Below are 18,393 nucleotides of genomic sequence, written 5' to 3' on the forward strand. Positions count from 1 at the left end.
GATCGTCGGCCGGGCGTGTCCCGCTAGCCGGCCGCGTCGGCCGACGAGGACACGCGGAGGGCGCGGTACTCCGGCACGGTGACCATCGGGGGGCGCTCGTCGACGGTGACCGGCGTGCTGTGCGGCACGAACCCCAGCCCGTCGTGCCGGAACTGGGTGAGCAGCCCGCCGGCCTCTGCCTGCAGCGCCGCCCCGGCCCGGGACAGCACGGTCGACACCACCTGCCCGGCCATCCGGCCCAGCGCCTCCTGGCTCTGCGAGGTGTGCCGGCGGACGCCGAGGTCGACCTGGGCCAGGCCGCCGAGCCCGGTCAGCCGCAGCAGGTCCACGAGCAGGCCGACCTCGACCCCGTACCCGGAGACGAACGGCACCTGCTCGAGCACCGCCCGCCGCCCGGCGTACTCCCCGCCGAGCGGCTGCACGAACCCGGCCAGCTCCGGCCACAGCGCGTTGAGCAGCGGCCGCGCGGTCAGCTCGGTGACCCGGCCGCCGCCGGCTGGCTGACTCGCGCCGTCCACCTGCAGCGGCCGCGTGTAGCAGCCCTTCACGTAGTCGACCTGCGGCTCGGTGAGCAGTGGCGCGAGCAGGCCGGGGACGTAGTGGGTGACGTCGCCGAGCAGGTCGGCGTCGAGGAAGACGACCAGGTCGCCGGTGGTGGCGGCCAGCGACTTCCACAGCGCCTCGCCCTTGCCGGGGCGGGTGCCGTGACCGGGCAGCACCTCGGTGGTGGAGACGACGTCGGCGCCGGCGGCGCGGGCCACCTCGGCGGTGGCGTCGGTGGAGTCGGAGTCGACGACGAGCAGCTCGTCGACCAGCGGCGTGCGGAGCACCCAGTGCTCGCGGAGCCTGGCGACCATCCCGCCGACCGTCGCCTCCTCGTTGCGGGCCGGCAGGACGACGCTGACCCGGTGCTGCCCGCGGCGCTTGGCTCTCAGCAGGGCGTCGAGGTCCAGGGCGTCGAGCGAGGGTGCGGAGGTGGTGCGGTCCTCGAACCAGGCGCGGGCATCGGGTCGCATCGGCCCACCTTCCGGGAGGACCCGATCCCGAGGCCAGCGGGCGCGACCGAGTTCACGTGACCGTCACCAGGCGTCTCGCCGGCCGTCACACCGCCACGCCGGACTCCCGCAGCGCCGTCGCGCTCAGCGGGCCGACGACGGCGCCCGCGCCGGTCGGCTCGGGGTGGCCGAGGTCGGTGAGCCAGCCGCGGAGGACCCGGTGCAGCTGCTCGGCGCCGACCACCTCGCCGGGCGGCCGGAAGGAGCGCGGGTACAGCAGGAAACCGTGCTGCTGCGGCCCGCCCAGTCCGCCGTGCGACCCGACGTGCGGCTCGAAGGCCGAGGCCTCGTCGGTGTCGGGGTCGTAACGGCTGTTGATGACGACGTCGGCGCAGTGCGGGAACGTCGACGCGCGGGCCACCAGCGCCGCCGCGTGCTCCCCGTACGGCGCCAGGGGGTCCTCGCCGATCACCAGCCCCGCGGCCAGCCGGTGCACCCCGTCGCGGCCGAGCACCACCGGCCCGTACTCCTCGGAGTGCACCAGCACGAACCCGACGCCGTCGTGGTCGACCAGGCCCGGCAGCAGCTCGGGCCAGTGCCGCTCGATCTCCTCCAGCGAGACCCGGCCCGGGAGGTCGGCGAAGGACACCATCGCGGTGTGGCCGGAGACGGCGACGACCACGCCGGGCGCCACCCGCGGCCCGTGCTCCTCGCGGTCCTGCGGCAGCTCGTGGGAGTGCGGCACGGCCTCGGCGCGCTCCACCCGCTCGCGCAGCCGGCGGGCGATCACGCCGCCCTCGGCCAGCGCAGCGCCGACCTGCCAGCCCTCGGTCAGCCGGCGGCTGTCCCGCGGGCCGGTGAGGTGCGGCTCGGGCAGCTCCCCGCCGCCGCAGAGCCGGCCGACGAGCTCCTCGACCGACTCCCCGAACCGGCCGGCGAACGACTCGCCCTGCGTCTGCCCGTGGTCGGAGAGGCACACCAGGTGGTACTCCCGCGGCGCCAGCTGGGTGGCGCGGTGCAGCCGGCCGATCTGCTGGTCGATGCTGCGCAGCACCGCCAGGCTGTCGGCGCGCTCCAGCCCGGCGTGGTGGGCGGCCTCGTCGTAGCCGAGGAAGTCCGCGTAGGCGACGGGCCGGCCGGCCATCACGTCCTCGAGCAGGGCGAAGACGACGACGTCGCGTGCGATGACCGTCGTCCCCGGCCGGGCCAGCGGGTAGAAGCCCCCGCGCGACACCCGCGGTCGCACGTCGGCGCGCCGCTCCCGGGCCGCCGCGACCAGCTCGCGGTAGACGTCGACGGCCGAGACGGCGATGGTGCGCAGCGCGTTCACCGGGTTGGCGAAGTAGGCGTAGTACCCGGAGCCGACCCGCTCCCGGGCCAGCCGCGCGCGCCGGCTCGACGCCGGGACGACGTGGGCCAGCGAGCTCATGGTGAGGCTGACGTGCGTCGCGTCCCCGGTGAACAGGTTGCCCCGGCTGGCGCCCCCGCCGGAGAGCAGGCCGCGGCCGTCGGAGTGCGCGCGCTCGAGCTCGGCGGCGTCGACCGGGGAGGAGACGCGGACGATCCGGCCGCGGTCCTTGTCGAACCAGCGGAACCCGGGGATGTCGTGGTTGGAGCCGTGCAGGATGCCCATCACCGACGCGCCGGTCTGCGAGCTCCAGTCGGTGTGCCAGGAGGTCAGCGTGTGGCTGCCCGAGCGCAGCCAGGCGGCGAGGTGCGGCATCGAGCCGTCCCGGACCGCGCGGCGGGCGGTGTCGTAGGACAGCGCGTCGATCTGCAGGAACAGCACGCCCGGCGGCCGCCGTTCGCCGTCCGCGCTCGCCCGGGCCCGGCGGCGCGCGCGGCGGAAGAACAGCTCGTCCTCGTCGATGGCCAGCACGCTGCTGACCAGGCCGGAGACGGCGGCCATGCCCACGCCGACGGCGACGCCGGTGCGCAGGTTCTCGATCACCACGCCGGGGATGACGAAGGACAGGCCCAGCACCGCCGCGCCGAGCAGCAGGAAGCTGCCCAGGCCGAAGGTGAAGAAGGCCAGCGGCAGGGCCACGCGCATGACCAGCGGCCACGCCAGGGCGGTCAGCGCGCCCAGCAGCAGCGCGATCACCGGCGGCTGCCACGGGCCGGCCATCGCGAAGTCCTCGAGCCAGGCGTCCAGGGCCACCAGCGCGGCGGTGCTCGCCGCCCAGGTGAGCAGCACACGGGCCGGCGTCCGGCCGCGCTGCAGGACCCGGCCGGGCGCAGCGGGTGGGCTCATGCCGGTCCGCAGGGCGAGGGATCGGGCTCGCGGTCGGGTTCGGGGGTCTTCCGGCGCCGCGCGCTCACCAGGTTGAGCACCGCGCCGACGACGAGCACGAGCACGGTGGCCAGCAGGACCGCGGTCAAGGGCGAGTCGAAGATGCCGCCGCTGACCACGCCCAGCAGCGCGTAGGCCAGCGCCCACAGGGCCGCGGCCAGCAGGGACGCGGGCAGCAGCCGCCGCCACGGGTAGGCCAGCGCACCGGCGGCGAGCAGCACCGGGATCCGTCCGGCGGGCAGCAGCCGGCCGACGACGATGATCTGCCAGCCGTGCCGGCGGAACTGCTCGCGGACCTCCTCGATCCGCTCGGCGTGCTGGCCACGGGCCACCCAGCGCACCGCGGCGGGGCCGCCGAACCGGCAGATGGCGAAGGTGACCACGTCGCCGGTCCACGCCGCGAGGGTGGCGACGAGGACGACCACCGGCAGGTTGAGCTCGTGGGCGGTCATCGCGAAGGCCGCGCCGGCGCCCACGACCGCGCCGGTGGGGACCACGGGCACGATCGAGCCGAGCAGCACGCCGCCGAACAGGACGGGGTAGCCGATCGACCCGTCGGTCCAGCCCGCCGCGAGCGCGCCCGTGCTCACGCCGCCACCTCCCCGACGTCCGGCGGCGGGGGCAGGAGCACCGGCTGCCCGGGCTCGGTGACCGCCACGTGGGTGTCGAGTCCGCGTGCGGCGACGGCGGCGGCGAAGGTGCGCGGCGGCTCGACCAGCAGGGGGCGCACCCGGCCGCGCAGGCCCGGGAGCACGGTGCCGCCGGGAACGGCGAGGGTGCCCCAGTGCACCGGGACGGCGACCCGCGGGCGCAGCCGGGCGGTGGCCTCGGCCGCGGAGTCCGGGTCGAGGTGGCCGGGGCCGAGCGTGGGGCCCCAGCCCCACACGGGCAGCAGCGCGACGTCGACCCCGCGGTCGCCCAGCAGATGCATCTCGTCGAACAGGTCGGTGTCGCCGCTGACGTAGACGGTGCGACCGCCGCCCTCGACCAGGTGGCCGACCGCGGTGGTGTCGGGGCCGTGGGTGAGCCGCGGGCCCCAGCGGTGGCCGGTGTGGTCGGCGGGGACGGCGGTCACCCGCAGGGCGCCGTGGGTGAAGGCCTCGCCGGGCAGCACCTCGACGACGTGCCGGAAGCCCTTCGCGCGCAGCCACGCGCCCGCGCCGCGGGGGACGACGACGCGGACGTCGGGCCCGAGCAGGCGCAGCGAGGGCAGGTGCAGGTGGTCGCCGTGCAGGTGGCTGACGACCACCAGGTCGACGCCGGCCCAGGCCTCGGGGCCCGGCGGGGGGACCACCCGTCGCAGCGGCCCGACGCGGCCGGTGAGCAGGGGATCGGTCAGCACGGTGTGCCCGGCCAGCTCGACGCGCACCGTCGAGTGGCCGAGGAAGTGCATCTCCAGGTCCCCCACGCGCCCAGTATCGACCTGCCCGGCGACGGTCCGGCACCGGTTTGACCCTTACGGGGAGGCCCTGACCACGCCGCGGATGACGGTGGGTGACGGGGCTCGACGACGTGGTCCCAGAGGGGTGAGGTGGGGTCATCCGCACGGGCTTCCCCACAGCTTGGGGACTGTTTGCACAGGCGGCACAGTGAGCACCATCAGTCACATGGTCCTCATCTGCGTCGCCACGGGGTGGTTCGTCCTGGCGAGTCTGGCCCTCGTGGCGTTCAGCGCCATCGGCCGGGCCGGGCGATGGGAGGACGAGAGCCGGGGTTACGAGTCGGGCAGATCGCCGGACGCTGCCGGACCGCCCATCCGGTCGCTCCGGTTGATCGAAGGCTGATGCACATCGCACCTTGTGCACCACCGGTCACTCCGGGATCGTGGGCGACGCACGGGGATGGATAGAAGGCGCATCTATGACGTGGTGGGGTTGGTTGCTCATCGCGTGGCCGCTCGTCGCTCTCGCGGTCGCGTGTGTCGCCGGGCTGGCCATGAAGACGAGCGATCAGCTGGAGTGGGCGCGTCAGGGGCGGCCTGAGCGACGGCGCGAACCGAGGACCCGGTACCCCGAGGTCGTGTAGGTCTCTCGCTCCGGTCACGCGGCACGCAGGTCAACGCGCCGAGATTCCGCGCAGGTGGCAGAGTCGAGCGGGTGAAGACCTGGCTCGATGCGTGGCCGGTGTTCCGGCAGCTGACCGGCCCCGACCCGCTGGGACGCGGCAGGGCCGCCCGCAGCAAGGCGACCGAGAACCTGGTCAGCCGTACCGCCACGGCCGACCGCGTGGTGCAGAGCGTCTGCCCCTACTGCGCCGTCGGCTGCGGGCAGCGGATCCTCGTGAAGGACGAGCAGATCGTCCAGATCGAGGGCGACCCGGACTCGCCGATCAGCCGCGGCCGGCTGTGCCCCAAGGGCAGCGCGAGCAAGCAGCTGGTGACCAGCCCGACCCGGGTCACGAAGGTCCGGTACCGCCGTCCGTACGGGACGGAGTGGGAGGACCTCGACCTCGACACGGCGATGGAGATGATCGCCGACCGCGTCCTGGAGGCCCGCCGCAAGGGCTGGCAGGACGAGAACGACGGCAAGCGCGTCAACCGGACCATGGGAGTAGCGAGCCTCGGAGGGGCGACCCTCGACAACGAGGAGAACTACCTCATGAAGAAGCTCTACAGCGCCCTGGGCGCGATCCAGATCGAGAACCAGGCGCGCATATAGCACTCCGCCACGGTCCCCGGTCTGGGGACCTCGTTCGGACGTGGCGGTGCCACCAACACCCTCGAGGACCTGGCGAACGCCGACTGCATCGTCATCGAGGGCTCGAACATGGCCGAGTGCCACCCGGTGGGCTTCCAGTGGGTGTCGGAGGCCAAGGCGCGCGGCGCGAAGATCGTGCACATCGACCCGCGGTTCACCCGGACCAGCGCGATCGCCGACCTGCACGTGCCCATCCGCGTCGGCACCGACATCGCGTTCCTCGGCGGGCTGATCAAGTACGTCCTCGACAACGACCTGTACTTCAAGGAGTACGTGGTCGCCTACACCAACGCCGCGGCGCTGGTGGGCGAGGACTTCGTCGACGCCGAGGACCTCGAGGGCGTCTTCTCCGGGTTCGACCCGCAGACCCGCACCTACGACGAGTCCAGCTGGCAGTACGAGCCGGAGGAGCCGCCGCACTCCTCCTCCGACTCCCCGGCCGGCGCCGCCGAGCAGAAGGCCATCGAGCAGCACCCCGACGTCAAGAAGGCCGACCGGGCGCAGGCCGCCGGCAGCGGTGGCCCGCCGATCGCCAGCAAGCCGAAGCGGGACGAGACGCTGCAGCACCCCCGCTGCGTCTTCCAGGTGCTCAAGCGGCACTTCGCCCGCTACACCCCCGAGATGGTCGCCGAGGTCTGCGGCATCGAGCCGGAGGTGTTCGCCCAGGTCGCCCGCTGGGTCACCGAGAACAGCAACCGCGACCGGACGACGGCGTGGGTGTACTCGGTGGGCTGGACGCAGCACAGCGTCGGCGCGCAGTACATCCGGACGGCGTCGATCCTGCAGCTGCTGCTGGGCAACATCGGCCGGCCCGGCGGCGGGATCATGGCGCTGCGCGGGCACGCCAGCATCCAGGGCTCGACCGACGTCCCGACGCTGTTCAACCTGCTGCCGGGCTACCTGCCCATGCCGCACGCCCTCCAGCACCAGACGCTGGAGGACTACGTCGCCGACGCGGCCGGCAAGGCCGGCTTCTGGGGCAACAAGCGGACCTACATGGTCAACCTGCTCAAGGCCTGGTTCGGCGACGCCGCGCAGCCGGAGAACGACTTCTGCTTCGACCACCTGCCCAAGATCGACGGCGACCACAGCTCCTACCGGACGATCGCCGACATGATCCAGGGGAAGGTCTCCGGCTACTTCCTCGTCGGGGAGAACCCCTCGGTCGGGCACCCGAACGGCCGGATGAACCGCTTCGGCCTGGCCAACCTCGACTGGCTGGTCGTCCGCGACCTGCAGCTGATCGAGTCGGCGACCTTCTGGAACGAGTCCCCGGAGATCGAGACCGGGGAGCTCGCACCCGAGTCGATCGCGACCGAGGTCTTCTTCATGCCCGCGGCCACGCACGCGGAGAAGGAGGGGACGTTCACCCAGACCGAGCGGGTGCTGCAGTGGCGGCACAAGGCGGTCGACCCGCCGGGCGACGCCCGCAGCGACCTGTGGTTCTACTTCCACCTGGGCCGCATCCTGCGGGAGCGGCTGGAGGACTCCACCGACCCGCGCGACCGCGCGCTGCTCGACCTCACCTGGGACTACCCGACGCACGGGCCCGAGGGCGAGCCCAGCGCCGAGGCCGTGCTGCGCGAGATCAACGGGGTGGGCCCGGACGGCCGCGCCGTCTCCGGGTACATGGACCTCGAGGACGACGGGTCGACGTCCTGCGGCTGCTGGATCTACTCCGGCGTCTACGCCGACGAGGTCAACCAGGCCGCCCGCCGCAAGCCCGGCCGCGAGCAGGGCCCGGTCGCCTCCGAGTGGGGCTGGGCGTGGCCGTACAACCGGCGTGTGCTCTACAACCGGGCCTCGGCCGACCCCGAGGGCCGGCCGTGGAGCGAGCGGAAGAAGTACGTCTGGTGGGACGCCGACGCCGGTCGCTGGGTCGGTGAGGACGTCCCCGACTTCGAGGCGACCAAGTCGCCGTCCTACGTGCCGCCCGAGGGGGCGAAGGCGCAGGACGCGCTCGCCGGCAACGACCCGTTCGTCATGCAGGGCGACGGCAAGGCCTGGCTGTACGCGCCCGCGGGGCTGGTCGACGGCCCGCTGCCGACGCACTACGAAGCGGCCGAGTCGGTCGTGGAGAACGCGTTCTACAAGCAGCAGGCCAACCCGACGATCGAGCGGATCGAGGGGCCGTGGAACCGGGAGAACCCACCGCGCAGCGAGGTCTTCCCGTTCCAGGTGACCACCTACCGGCTCACCGAGCACCACACCGCGGGTGGGATGAGCCGCACGCTGCCGTACCTGGCCGAGCTCCAGCCGGAGTTCTTCGTCGAGGTGAGCCCGGAGCTGGCCGAGCTGCGCGGGCTGAGCAACGGCGAGTACGCCACGCTGGTCAGCACGCGGAGCGCGATCGAGGCGAAGGTGCTGGTCACCGAGCGGATGCGGCCCATCCGGCTGCGCGACGGCACGGTGGTGCACCAGATCGGCATGCCGTACCACTGGTCCTACAGCGGCATCTCCACCGGGGACTCCGCCAACGACCTGCTGGGCATCGTGCTCGACCCGAACACCCACATCCAGGAGGACAAGGTCAGCACCGCAGACATCCGGCCCGGACGGCGGCCGCGCGGGCCGGAGCTGGTGGAGTTCGTGGAGGAGTACCGGCGGCGGGCCGGGGTGGCGTCGGGGCGGGTCGGGCGCAACGGTCGCGACCCGGTCGAGGCGTCCGCTGGGGAAGGCTCGACGCTGTGATCGCGACGGAGCGATCTCGCGGGGGAGCCCGGGTCAGGCCCGTCGACTCATCCGGTGAGGAGGGCTTCCTCCGCCTCGATGCGTGCGCGGGCACCGCAGACCCGGCAGACCTCGGTGTGGCGCACCGCGGGATCCCAGGCGGGGTTGAGGCGGTCGCGCAGCCGACGGACGTTCCGCGACTCGACCAGCTCCGGTACACCCTTGCCGCACAGCGTGCAGGAGTGGTCGGCCAGGCCGAGGACGATCCGCGTGCGTCGGGTCATGACTCCGGATCGTCACGATGCGTCACCGGAGCGGCAAGGCGGTCGGGGACTCGTTCCACCGATCGAGCGGCCACGACGCGTGCTTGCATCACTGTCCGTCATCGACTGCTCGCGTCCAGTCGAGTGTCGCAGGCTGCGGGCGGCTCCCCCCGAACGTCCGGGCGATCGCTGCGAGAGGAGCAGGGATGACCTCGATCAGCTCGGCGAGCCCGGCCTTCACCGGGCGCGACCCGGAGAACCGGCTGTTCGGGCCGCTGCCCGACGTCCAGGGGGAGGCCGGCTACGACGCCGACCACCCCGCGCGGGTGGGCTTCTTCACCGACACCTCGGTGTGCATCGGCTGCAAGGCCTGCGAGGTGGCGTGCAAGGAGTGGAACACGCTGCCGATGGACGACTCGCACGGCACGCGGGACGTCATCGGGCTGTCCGGCATGTCCTACGACAACACCGGCCAGCTGGGCGCCAACAGCTGGCGGCACGTGGCGTTCATCGAGCAGAGCCGCCCGGTGGACCTGCCGATGCCGACCTTCGGCCGGCCCGGGGACGACCGGCAGGGCACCGGGCCCTCGCCGTCCAACGCGACCGGCGACAGCCTCGCCGACGCGCAGGCCAGCGTGCTCAACGCAGAGGCGCTGAGCGAGTACGACCCGCAGACCGGGCAGTCGGGCACCGACAAGCAGATCCGCTGGCTGATGAGCTCCGACGTCTGCAAGCACTGCACGCACGCCGGCTGCCTGGACGTCTGCCCGACCGGGGCGCTGTTCCGCACCGAGTTCGGCACGGTGGTCGTCCAGGGCGACATCTGCAACGGCTGCGGCTACTGCGTCGCATCGTGCCCGTACGGCGTCATCAACCAGCGCAAGGGCGACGGCCGGGTGTTCAAGTGCACCCTCTGCTACGACCGGCTGACCGACGGCCTGCAGCCCGCGTGCGCCACCGCCTGCCCCACCCAGTCGATCCAGTTCGGCAACCTCGACGAGCTGCAGGCCCGGGCCGACGCGCGGCTGGCCACGCTGAAGTCGCAGGGCGTCGAGACCGCCCGGCTCTACGGGCGGGACGAGGACGACGGCGTCGGCGGCAACGGTGCGTTCTTCCTGCTGCTCGACGAGCCGGAGGTCTACGGCCTGCCGCCGGACCCGGTGGTGACCACGCGCGACCTGCCCGCCATGTGGAGGGCGGCCGGAGCCGCCGCCGCGATGATCGTCGGCGTGGCGCTGTCGGCCGTGCTCGGCTCGAGGAGGCCTCGCTGATGGGGCAGAGACGGCCATTCCCGCCCTCGAAGGTGGCGGCATGACCGAGGGGGTCGCGACGCCGGGTGCGGGCTGGCGCCGGGCCGGGGGCTCGGACGTCACGGCGAACGGGAAGCGGCGCCGTCGTCGGGGCGGTGGCCGGCCCGGCGGCGAGGTGCCGATGGTCGAGGAGGCCGAGTTCACCTCGTACTACGGCCGGCAGATCGTCAAGACACCGATCTGGAAGAGCCCGGACGTCCCGCTGTACCTATTCCTCGGGGGCGCGGCCGGGTCGTCGTCCATCCTCGGGGCGATCGCCGACCTCACCGACCGGCCGCACCTGACGCGGGTCACCCGGCTGGTCTCCGGCGGCGGGGCGATCGCCTCGGTGGTGTTCCTCGTCCACGACCTCGGCCGGCCGGAGCGGTTCCTGCACATGCTGCGGGTGCTCAAGCCGACGTCGCCGCTGTCGGTCGGCACCTACATCCTGTCACCGTTCAGCGCGGCGGCCGGGGCGACGGCGGCGGTGGAGCTGCTGGGCTGGTTCCCGGGGCTCAAGCGCTTCGGCGGGGCGGTGGCGGCGCTGTTCGGCGGTCCGCTGGCCAGCTACACCGGGGTGCTGCTGGCCAACACCGCCGTCCCGTCGTGGCACGCGGCGTACAAGCAGCTGCCGTACCTCTTCGGGGCCTCGGGGATGGCCGCCGGCGGCGGGATCGCGATGGCGCTGACCCCGGTCGCCGAGGCCGGGCCCGCCCGCAAGATGGCGGTGGCCGGTGCGGCGATCGAGCTGGCGGTGACCCAGCGGGTGGAGACCGGCCACGGGATCGTCAGCGAGCCCTACCACGAGGGCCGGCCCGGAATCCTGCTGCGCGCGGCGAAGGCGTGCACCGCGGCGGGAGCGGCGCTGACCGTCGTCGCCGGACGGCGGCGGGCGGGCGCGGTGGCGTCGGGCGTGCTGCTGGCCGCGGGGTCGCTGCTGACCCGGTTCGGGGTGTTCGAGGCGGGCCTGGAGAGCACCCGGGACCCGAAGTACGTCGTGGTCCCGCAGCGGGAGCGGCTCAACGCCGGGCAGAACGGCCACGCGTCGACCGTCACCCGCTGACGTCCTCGATGTGGGGCTGCCGCCGTCACACGACCTCGTACAGCCGGGTGGACGCGGAGCGAGACCAGTCGGGCGTCGGCCGTCGGCCGCGCAGTGTGCGCTGAAGGCGTACCCGGCCGGTGGCGAGGAGGGCGGGCTCCATGACCGGGTTGCTGTACACGATCCTCATCCGACGTGGGCAGCGGTCCACCGACGCCAGGAGCCGATCGATGACGGCGGTGAACACCTCGCCGACGAAGGGGTTGTTGAAGTAGGCCACCGACAGGTCGTCGGGGATGTCGAACGACCGCGCGTCCGCGTGCACGAGTCGGACGTCGGTGTCTCCCAACCTGTCACGGTTGGCTTCGACGTTCCGTTGGGCCGTTCGGTGCAGTTGCTCGGCGAACTCGATGCCGTACACCGTCCGGAACGGGTAGCGCATCGCCGCCTGGAGAACCACCCGACCCTTGCCAGAACCGAAGTCCGCGAAGACGTCGTCCCGGCTGACCTCGCGCGGAGGCAGGATCCGGCGCAGTGTGAGCAGCGCCGACGGCTTGTACCGGATGAACCGAGGGTCCGGCAGCCCGAGCTCCTGTCCGTTCACGACACCGGCTGTGTCGACCTGGTAGTGCCGCTCGAAGACTGCTCTCGTGACCGATTCCCGGGCCCAGACGTAGGGCGGCCGGATCGCCCGGTCGAACAGGACGCGGATCACGTGGCCTCCTGGTTGTGGCATCGAGCCGACGAGAGGACCGGGGGTGGCGTCGCCGCCTCGGTGAGGCGAGGGCTCCCGCTCATCGGCGACCGCCGGCCGGACCGGTGGTCACGGTCGTCGAGGCGGTCCGGCCGCTCTCCGCGACCAGCCCGTGGCGCCGGACTGGGCCATGTGCTTCAGCCGGTTGACGGCTTTCCGGCCCGCACCCGTACGGCGGCTCAGGTCGTATGTCCAGCGCACCACTGCCGGTCGGATGAACTCGACCGGGGTGGGATACCGGCACAGGTGCGCACCGAAGCGGACCTTGTACCGGTCCGGCCCCGGCAGCGCGTCAACGTCGTACTCGCCGTCGGCCAGGGCAGGCAGGGACTCGGGTAGCACGCCGCCGAAGTCGTACCAGCGGTAGCCCTGCTCCTTGGCCCACGTGATGGCGGCCCACTCCACGGCAGCCGGCACGTTGAACTGGCGCACACCCTCGGTCGGCCGAAAGCCCTTCATTCGACTCCTCAGGACGCCGCCGCAGCCGGTGAGGAGCTTCATCGCGACAGGAGAACCGGCCACCTCCCCCAAGAAGCCGACGAACTCCCCGTCCCCGCTCAGTTCCTCGTACATGGCGGCCAGGTACGAGCTGCCGAAGAGGACCGACCCACTCTGACGCCGGGTCGTCGAGGCCAGCAGCTCTGCGAGCACGTCGGCGTCCTCGACGGTGCTGCACCGGACCGTCACCCCGCGGGGGCCCCATCTGTTCGCCGCCTTGCGGACGTCCTTGCTCAGGTTCCGGCGCAACTGCTCCACGTCCACGGAGAGGTCGATGCGCAGGGAAGCCACCGGCGCGATGCCCGCGTCTGAGCGCCGGAAGCCACGGTCCAGCCACTCGGTGGAGGCAGGCGGAGCGCCCTCGGGGGGTTGCACGAAGACGGCCCGCAGGCGGGTGCGGCCCAGGCTCGTGACGGCGTCCGTGAGTGCTCGCCTGACCGCATCCGGGGCTTCGGTGTCCTGCGACACGAGAGGACCGTTCGACAGGTACCCGACACGACCGAAGCCAGGGATGCGGCGCTCGAGGATCTGCGCCCCGCCCACCAGACGGTCCTCCTGTGTCGCGAACACGTACGTCGGGCGGTATCCGGCACGTGCACGCAGGCGCGCCCAGGCGGAGAGCTGCACCACGTCGGCCAGTGGAACGGAGCGCACCAGCCGGTCCCATGCACGCAACTGCTCCGGATCCGGCGACTCCGCGGAGACCGTGGCGATCGGTCCTGCACCCGGCATTGGGTGCTGCTTGCGCGGCGGGCGTCTCCTCCGCCCTGTCTCGAGGTTCGCTCCGGCGCGGTCGGATCCGTCCACCAGCGGGGGCGACTTCCTGTTAGCGGTCACGAGGTCTCCTCTCGGCGCCCTGCGCCCGAAGCGTCGCCGTCGCCGGGGTTGAGCGCCTCGTCGCGTCGGAGTGCGCCCTGGGCCGGTGCGGCGCCCACCACGGCGGCTGGTGGCGGCCCAACGACCGGCGCACCGGGCCTCGGGTGCCGCTGGAGTGCGATGAGGGTGGCGGCGAAGGGGGCCATGGCCAGCAGCGCCGTGAGAGCCACGACGGCGGAGTCGTGGATCTGCCGCCCATTGCTCAGCAAGGTGCCCGCCCACAGGACCGGCACCATGGTGAGCGCTGCCAGTGACGCACACCCCAGCGCGCGCGGGTCGAAGGCGGGTTCGGGACGGATGCCGCGCCGCACGATGACCACCAGCGTCGCGGCGGCGGAGACGTCGGCGAGGAGGACCGTCGCTGCCAGCGCGAACAGGCGCGGTGAGCCGGACGGCAACAACAGAGCCGTCGCCACACCGGCGAGGGTCACGCCGAGAGCCAGCCAGCAGGCCAGTCGGGGCCCACGCAGGTCCAGTCGCGCGAAGAGGGCCTGCTGGCCGGTCTCCTGCACGCCACGGGCCAACTGCGCGATGCCGAGCACGGCCAGACACGTGGCGAGCCAGCTGACGAGCGTCTGGTCCTGCAGTTCACCCACCGCCAGCACGACGGCGATGGGTTCGGCCAGGACGGTCAGAACGCAGAGTGCGGGGAGTCCGGTGACCACCGTGAACAGCAGCGCCTGCCGCCAGGCAGCTGCGTAACGGGCGCGGTCGGTGTCGGTGGCGTCTGCAGACATGCTGGGGAGAGCCGCCGTGGCCACGGCCCGTGCCCCGAGTGCAACGGGGACCATGTGCACGAGGTACGCCATCTGGAGTACGAGCGTCCCTCCGGGCACGGTCGCCGCCGCAGCGAGCAGCAGGTAGAAGCTGCCGCCCGGGACCGCCGCGACCACGACCGAACGCCGCATGTGGCGTGCGGTGGCTCGCACGTCCGGGTCGGTCCGCCAGTGCCAGTCCGGACGGATCGACAGCCCGACGCGGTGCGCGCCGTACGCCTGGACCCCGGCGTGCAGCCCGACCGACAGGGTGGCGCCGACGCCCAGCAACAGCACCAGCGCCATGGGGACGGTGCCGACATCGGGACGACCCTGCCGGAGCAGGGCGAAGACCCCCATCGTGATGAGCAGCCCGATGTTCTCGATCGCCGGAGCGGCCGCCGCCAACGCGTATCGCTCCCGGGCCTGCTGTGCCGCAGCCCCCAGACTCGCCAGCGCGTAGAGCACGACCTGGATGGCGACCACCAGCAGGAGCACCACGGCGATGGAGCGGGCCCTGCCGCGGTCCTCGATCGGGACGCCGACAACGAGCGTCCAGGCCAGCAGTGGTGAGAGCAGTGCCAGCAGGAGAGCGACCGCGCTGGAGACGGCGAGCAGCAGTCCGCTGAGTCGACGGACGTAGAGCGCGGTGGCGTCGGGAGTGCCCTGCAACGTGGTCCGCACGATGCCTGGCACGACGACGGAGGAGAGCACCTGCCCCGCGACGGCTGCGTAGGTGATGTAGGGGACGTTGTTCGTCGCGATGAACGTGTTGGCGAGGAACGTGGGACCGAGCACCGCACCGACGACGACCACCCGGAACAGACCGGTGACGCGGCTGACGAGGGTCCACACCGCCACGGTCGCCGAGCGGTGCGCGGTCGAGGCGCGGGCAGCCCGCCCCCGCCGTCGACGGCGTGGTCGGTCGTCTCCGGCTGCTCGTGGCTCGCGGGCGGTGGTGGTCATCGCCGCCCGTCACACGGCGTCGGACCGCAGGAACCGGCTACCTGGCATGCGTTCCCCTCGGCTCGGGTCCTGCGTCCGGCCAGGGTGCGTGGAGGCGTGGCGACTCGGCTCACCTGCCGTCCCCCGCACCCGCGGCGCAGGGAACGTTGTCCCGTGGACGCCGGAGCGTCAAGCCCTTGGGCGGTCCATCGGAACGGCTCCGTGGCGGAAGTGGCCATGCGGTCCGGAGGTGGTCACAGGGGGTGACCGGCACAGCGGTCTCGTCGACCCGCTCAGCGAGGGGCCGTCGGCTTCGCTCCTCGGGGAGCAGTCGCCGCAGAACGGTCACGCGTCGGCCGTTCCCCGTGAGGGGTGCGTCCGGGCGGGGCGCGGCCGTTGAAGGACGGGTGTGTCCCTCTTCGTCGTCGCGGTGCCCGCGCTGCTGGTCGTCGTCCTGGGCTACGTCGTGGGCTACGCGGTGTGGGAGGGGGCCGGACTCGGCGGCAACCCGGAGGTGGCCGGCTGGGTCACCGGGATCGGGCTGCTCGCCGGTGTGACCTGGGCGCTGCTGTCACGGTGGCGCCGGAAGCGGCGCTGAGCGCGTCAGGTGGAGCAGACCGCCCCCGGCCCGACCGCGGTGGCGGACGCGAGCCCGGCCGCGGCCCGGCGCAGCACCTCTTGAGGCGTCATCCCCGCCTCCAGCAGCGCGACGCCGGCGCACACGCCGAGCCCGGGGGTGCGGAGGGCGCTGATGGCGCGGACGACGCGGGCCGCGGCGGTCATCGCGCCCGGCAGGCCTCCGCCGAGCAGCAGCGCGTACTGCGCCGGCCCGGTCCGGCCCAGCCAGTCGTCTCCACGCACGCAGCGGGCCAGGACCACCGTGGCGGCGGCCAGGCTGCCGGCGGTGACGGCCTCCGTGCCGTCCGCGCGCAGCAGACCGACGAGGACGAGGGCGCCGGGGACCTTCGCCCCGGTGGCGAGCCGCTCGGTGAGCTGCGCGGTCACCGAGCCGGGGCCCGGCAGCAGGCTCGTGACGTCGTCCTCCGGCGGGAGGCAGAGGGAATCCGGCAGCGGGACGCCGTGCGGGGCGGTCGCGAAGGACATGACCCGGAGATCGGCCGGTCCGGACCCGGGGTGCAGCCGGGAACGAGGGAACCACCCGGTCAGGTGACGACACGGGAGGCGCTTCGAGACGAGACGGCCCGGTTCCGTCCTTCCCAGCCCGTAGGCTGCGCCGCGGGGGCACGGTGGGATGCCCTGGCGGGGGCGACGGGGGAGCTCGTGGCAGTCGAGGACGACGTCGCGGCCGTGGCGTTCACGGTCGAGACGAGGCTGGGTCCGGCACAGATCCGCGAGGCCGGACGGCGGGCCGCGGAGGCCGGCCGCGCGTACATGCAGACGACGATCACCGAGACGCAGGCGACGGGCTCGGTGGTGCGGTACGTGGCACACGGCCCGGGCGGGTTCGTCCGACAGATGGCGTTGCAGGTCCGCTGGGAGGACGCCGGTCCGGGCCTGCGACGGGTGCACCTGACCGTCGGCGACCACCTGATCGAGCGGCCGCGATTCCTGGGCATCTCGCTCGGCCGGACGACGGTGCCGGCGCTGCCGTCCGCGCGCCGGTTCGCCGACGCCCTGCGGGCGGCGCTGACCGAGCCCGCGCCGCACGGGTCGGTCGAGGCGGTGCCCGAGCCGCGCCGGACGGCCCAGCTCCCCGCGCCGCACCGCACGCCGGCCCCCAGCATCCCGACCGAGCGGTAGGACTCGCCCGTCCCGGCGCCCCGGTCGCACGTAACGTGATGGCGCGCCGTCCGTCGGCTGTGCCCGGGCACAACGTCCCTGCTCGGGTGTGAGAGGCGCCACATAGCGTCCTGCGCCACGGACGGGGGTGTTCCGGATCGCGCCGAGGCCGCTTGGCCCGCGGCAGAGGGGGAGGCCACCGTGCTCAGCGCCGTCCAGACCGTCGCGACGTGACTGCATGAGCCCGGCTGCGCGCGGCACCAACACCGTTCAGGAACGGTTGGTCTCGGAGCAGCTCGAACCCGGTGTCGACCTGTTCGGCACGCCGGTCCTTGTCACCGGCGGCACCGGCTTCCTGGGCTCGTACGTCGTCCCACGGCTGGTCGCGGCCGGCTGCCGGGTGACGATCGTGGCGCCGGACCCGGGCTGGCGGGAACCGGTCCGGCAGGCGGTGCGGGACGGCGTGGTGCGGCTGCTGCCCGAGGCGGAGTGGTGGCGGCCGGAGGCGGCGGCGCGGGTGGCCCGCGGCGCGGTCGGGACCGAGCACCTGGTGCACCTGGCCTACGCGCCGGTGCCGCCCGGGCAGGGGACGCCGGTGCGGCGGGCGGAGCACGAGCTCGGGGTCAACGTCTGCGGGCCGCTCGAGCTGCTGCTGGCGCTGGGCGACCAGGTCGGGCACGTCGTCCTGACCAGCTCGCTGGAGATCTACGGCGGGACGCCGCCCTGCCCGGTGGACGAGGACGTCCGGCCGGAGCCGGCCGACGCCTACGGGGCGGCCAAGCTGGCCCTGGAGGACCAGCTGCGGATCTCCGCCGCGACGGGCGGGCCCGAGGCGACGGTGCTGCGGATGAGCACGGTCTACGGGCCGGGGGAGACGGTGCCGCGGGCGGTGCCCCGGTTCATGCGGGCCGGGCTGGCGGGCCTGCCGGCGACGATCGCCGGGGACGGGCTCGAGCGGCGCGACTACCTGCACGTCACCGACGCGGCGCGGCTGGTGATGCGCGCGGTGGCCCAGCCGCCCCGGGGCGGGTCGGCCTTCCGGCTGGTGCACGGCGGCAGCGGGACAGCGGAGCGGACGGTCGCCCTCGCGCAGCGGGTGCGCCGGCTGCTCGCCGTCCGCGGGGTCGAGGCGCCCGAGCCGCGGCACATCGAGGGCCCGTACGTGGCCGACGTCCTGACCCGAACCGACCGGGCGCGCGAGCAGCTGGGCTTCGCGCCGCTGGTGGACCTCGACGAGGGGCTGGTCGGGGAGATCGAGTGGTTCGCCGCGCGTCCGGAGCTCTGGCGGGACCTCGCCGTCGACACGACGGTGTGACGGACCTGTCGCCCTCACTCCGGAGAGTGATGAGACACTGACGGTGTGAGAGAGCGACGGGCCATCGGGCACACCGGCACCGCCTGCAGTCTCTGCGGTCGCCAGGGTCTGGTCCTGACCGAGTCGCGCCTGCCGCGCCGGGGGCTGTCCCGGCTGCACCCGCGGTTCGACGGCGACGTGCGCCTGTACGAGCTGTGCGAGGGCTGCGGCGCCAAGCACGTCGTCGACCTCGTCGCCTGACGCAGCCGGTGGCAGGGGACGC

General features: G+C 73.5%; 15 protein-coding genes and 1 pseudogene. 7 read left to right on the plus strand and 9 right to left on the minus strand.

The annotated features are described in order from the left end of the window. Window positions 1-23: 23 nt before the first annotated feature. From ACI789_RS18340 to ACI789_RS18355, 4 genes are all read right to left on the minus strand, one after another. Entirely contained in the window at window positions 24-1,016 is a 993-nt protein-coding gene (locus ACI789_RS18340; RefSeq protein WP_457010801.1) for a glucosyl-3-phosphoglycerate synthase, read from the minus strand. Window positions 1,017-1,101: 85 nt separating this feature from the next. Next, window positions 1,102-3,249 carry a phage holin family protein gene (locus ACI789_RS18345; RefSeq protein WP_457010802.1) on the minus strand — a complete coding sequence of 716 codons (2,148 nt, stop codon included), beginning with the start codon at window positions 3,247-3,249 and terminating at the stop codon, window positions 1,102-1,104. After that, window positions 3,246-3,878, minus strand: a complete 633-nt coding sequence (locus ACI789_RS18350; RefSeq protein ID WP_457010803.1) for a DedA family protein — start codon at window positions 3,876-3,878, stop codon at window positions 3,246-3,248. The genes ACI789_RS18345 and ACI789_RS18350 overlap by 4 nt, the downstream gene beginning before the upstream one ends. Then, on the minus strand, window positions 3,875-4,696 hold the full coding sequence (locus tag ACI789_RS18355) for an MBL fold metallo-hydrolase (protein WP_457010804.1): 822 nt from the start codon (window positions 4,694-4,696) through the stop codon (window positions 3,875-3,877). Before ACI789_RS18355 ends, ACI789_RS18350 begins: the two co-directional genes overlap by 4 nt. 688 nt (window positions 4,697-5,384) lie before the next feature. Between ACI789_RS18355 and fdh the strand changes: the two are divergent. Beyond that, window positions 5,385-8,675, plus strand: a pseudogene (gene fdh / locus ACI789_RS18360) (formate dehydrogenase). A 47-nt stretch (window positions 8,676-8,722) separates the two neighbouring features. Here the strand turns inward: fdh and ACI789_RS18365 are convergent. Next, window positions 8,723-8,938 (minus strand): hypothetical protein, encoded by a 216-nt coding sequence (locus tag ACI789_RS18365; RefSeq protein WP_457010805.1) that lies wholly within the window; start codon window positions 8,936-8,938, stop codon window positions 8,723-8,725. A gap of 185 nt (window positions 8,939-9,123) precedes the next feature. Here ACI789_RS18365 and ACI789_RS18370 point away from each other — a divergent pair, with 185 nt between their 5' ends. Together ACI789_RS18370 and nrfD are read left to right on the plus strand one after the other, a co-directional pair. Further along, on the plus strand, window positions 9,124-10,188 hold the full coding sequence (locus ACI789_RS18370; RefSeq protein WP_457010806.1) for a 4Fe-4S dicluster domain-containing protein: 1,065 nt from the start codon (window positions 9,124-9,126) through the stop codon (window positions 10,186-10,188). A 40-nt stretch (window positions 10,189-10,228) separates the two neighbouring features. Beyond that, the gene (nrfD, locus tag ACI789_RS18375; RefSeq protein ID WP_457010807.1) at window positions 10,229-11,269 is read left to right on the plus strand and encodes an NrfD/PsrC family molybdoenzyme membrane anchor subunit; all 1,041 of its coding nucleotides are present in this window, start codon (window positions 10,229-10,231) and stop codon (window positions 11,267-11,269) included. Window positions 11,270-11,294: 25 nt separating this feature from the next. On the opposite strand, the gene ACI789_RS18380 is transcribed toward nrfD, so the two are convergent. From ACI789_RS18380 to ACI789_RS18390, 3 genes are all read right to left on the minus strand, one after another. After that, window positions 11,295-11,963 carry a methyltransferase domain-containing protein gene (locus ACI789_RS18380; RefSeq protein WP_457010808.1) on the minus strand — a complete coding sequence of 223 codons (669 nt, stop codon included), beginning with the start codon at window positions 11,961-11,963 and terminating at the stop codon, window positions 11,295-11,297. A 108-nt stretch (window positions 11,964-12,071) separates the two neighbouring features. Continuing rightward, window positions 12,072-13,337, minus strand: coding sequence for a lipid II:glycine glycyltransferase FemX (locus ACI789_RS18385; RefSeq protein WP_457010809.1), 1,266 nt, complete (start codon window positions 13,335-13,337; stop codon window positions 12,072-12,074). Then, entirely contained in the window at window positions 13,334-14,947 is a 1,614-nt protein-coding gene (locus ACI789_RS18390) for a lipid II flippase MurJ (RefSeq protein ID WP_457010810.1), read from the minus strand. Before ACI789_RS18390 ends, ACI789_RS18385 begins: the two co-directional genes overlap by 4 nt. Before the next feature lie 538 nt (window positions 14,948-15,485). Here ACI789_RS18390 and ACI789_RS18395 point away from each other — a divergent pair. Further along, the gene (locus ACI789_RS18395; protein WP_457010811.1) at window positions 15,486-15,674 is read left to right on the plus strand and encodes a hypothetical protein; all 189 of its coding nucleotides are present in this window, start codon (window positions 15,486-15,488) and stop codon (window positions 15,672-15,674) included. 5 nt (window positions 15,675-15,679) lie between these two features. Here the strand turns inward: ACI789_RS18395 and ACI789_RS18400 are convergent, their stop codons facing one another. Next, window positions 15,680-16,180, minus strand: coding sequence for a hypothetical protein (locus tag ACI789_RS18400; protein ID WP_457010812.1), 501 nt, complete (start codon window positions 16,178-16,180; stop codon window positions 15,680-15,682). Between the two features lie 177 nt (window positions 16,181-16,357). Between ACI789_RS18400 and ACI789_RS18405 the strand changes: the two genes are divergently transcribed. The 3 genes from ACI789_RS18405 to ACI789_RS18415 all read left to right on the plus strand — a co-directional run bounded on the left by ACI789_RS18405 (window position 16,358) and on the right by ACI789_RS18415 (window position 18,371). Beyond that, window positions 16,358-16,837: a hypothetical protein gene (locus ACI789_RS18405; RefSeq protein ID WP_457010813.1), complete on the plus strand. Its 480-nt coding sequence runs from the start codon at window positions 16,358-16,360 to the stop codon at window positions 16,835-16,837. Between the two features lie 217 nt (window positions 16,838-17,054). Continuing rightward, complete coding sequence (locus ACI789_RS18410) at window positions 17,055-18,131, plus strand: NAD-dependent epimerase/dehydratase family protein (protein ID WP_457010814.1); 1,077 nt, start codon at window positions 17,055-17,057, stop codon at window positions 18,129-18,131. Between the two features lie 45 nt (window positions 18,132-18,176). Further along, entirely contained in the window at window positions 18,177-18,371 is a 195-nt protein-coding gene (locus ACI789_RS18415) for a hypothetical protein (protein ID WP_457010815.1), read from the plus strand. Window positions 18,372-18,393 lie beyond the last annotated feature (22 nt).

It is taken from the genome of Geodermatophilus sp. SYSU D00965 (genome assembly GCF_054050075.1).

What these genes read in the sequence shown, in the direction of transcription:
- ACI789_RS18340 (WP_457010801.1), bottom strand. Translation starts at nt 1,016, where the DNA reads ATGCGACCCGATGCCCGCGCCTGGTTCGAGGACCGCACCACCTCCGCA.
- ACI789_RS18345 (WP_457010802.1), bottom strand. Translation starts at nt 3,249, where the DNA reads ATGAGCCCACCCGCTGCGCCCGGCCGGGTCCTGCAGCGCGGCCGGACG.
- ACI789_RS18365 (WP_457010805.1), bottom strand. Translation starts at nt 8,938, where the DNA reads ATGACCCGACGCACGCGGATCGTCCTCGGCCTGGCCGACCACTCCTGC.
- ACI789_RS18370 (WP_457010806.1), top strand. Translation starts at nt 9,124, where the DNA reads ATGACCTCGATCAGCTCGGCGAGCCCGGCCTTCACCGGGCGCGACCCG.
- nrfD (WP_457010807.1), top strand. Translation starts at nt 10,229, where the DNA reads ATGACCGAGGGGGTCGCGACGCCGGGTGCGGGCTGGCGCCGGGCCGGG.
- ACI789_RS18400 (WP_457010812.1), bottom strand. Translation starts at nt 16,180, where the DNA reads ATGTCCTTCGCGACCGCCCCGCACGGCGTCCCGCTGCCGGATTCCCTC.
- ACI789_RS18410 (WP_457010814.1), top strand. Translation starts at nt 17,055, where the DNA reads ATGAGCCCGGCTGCGCGCGGCACCAACACCGTTCAGGAACGGTTGGTC.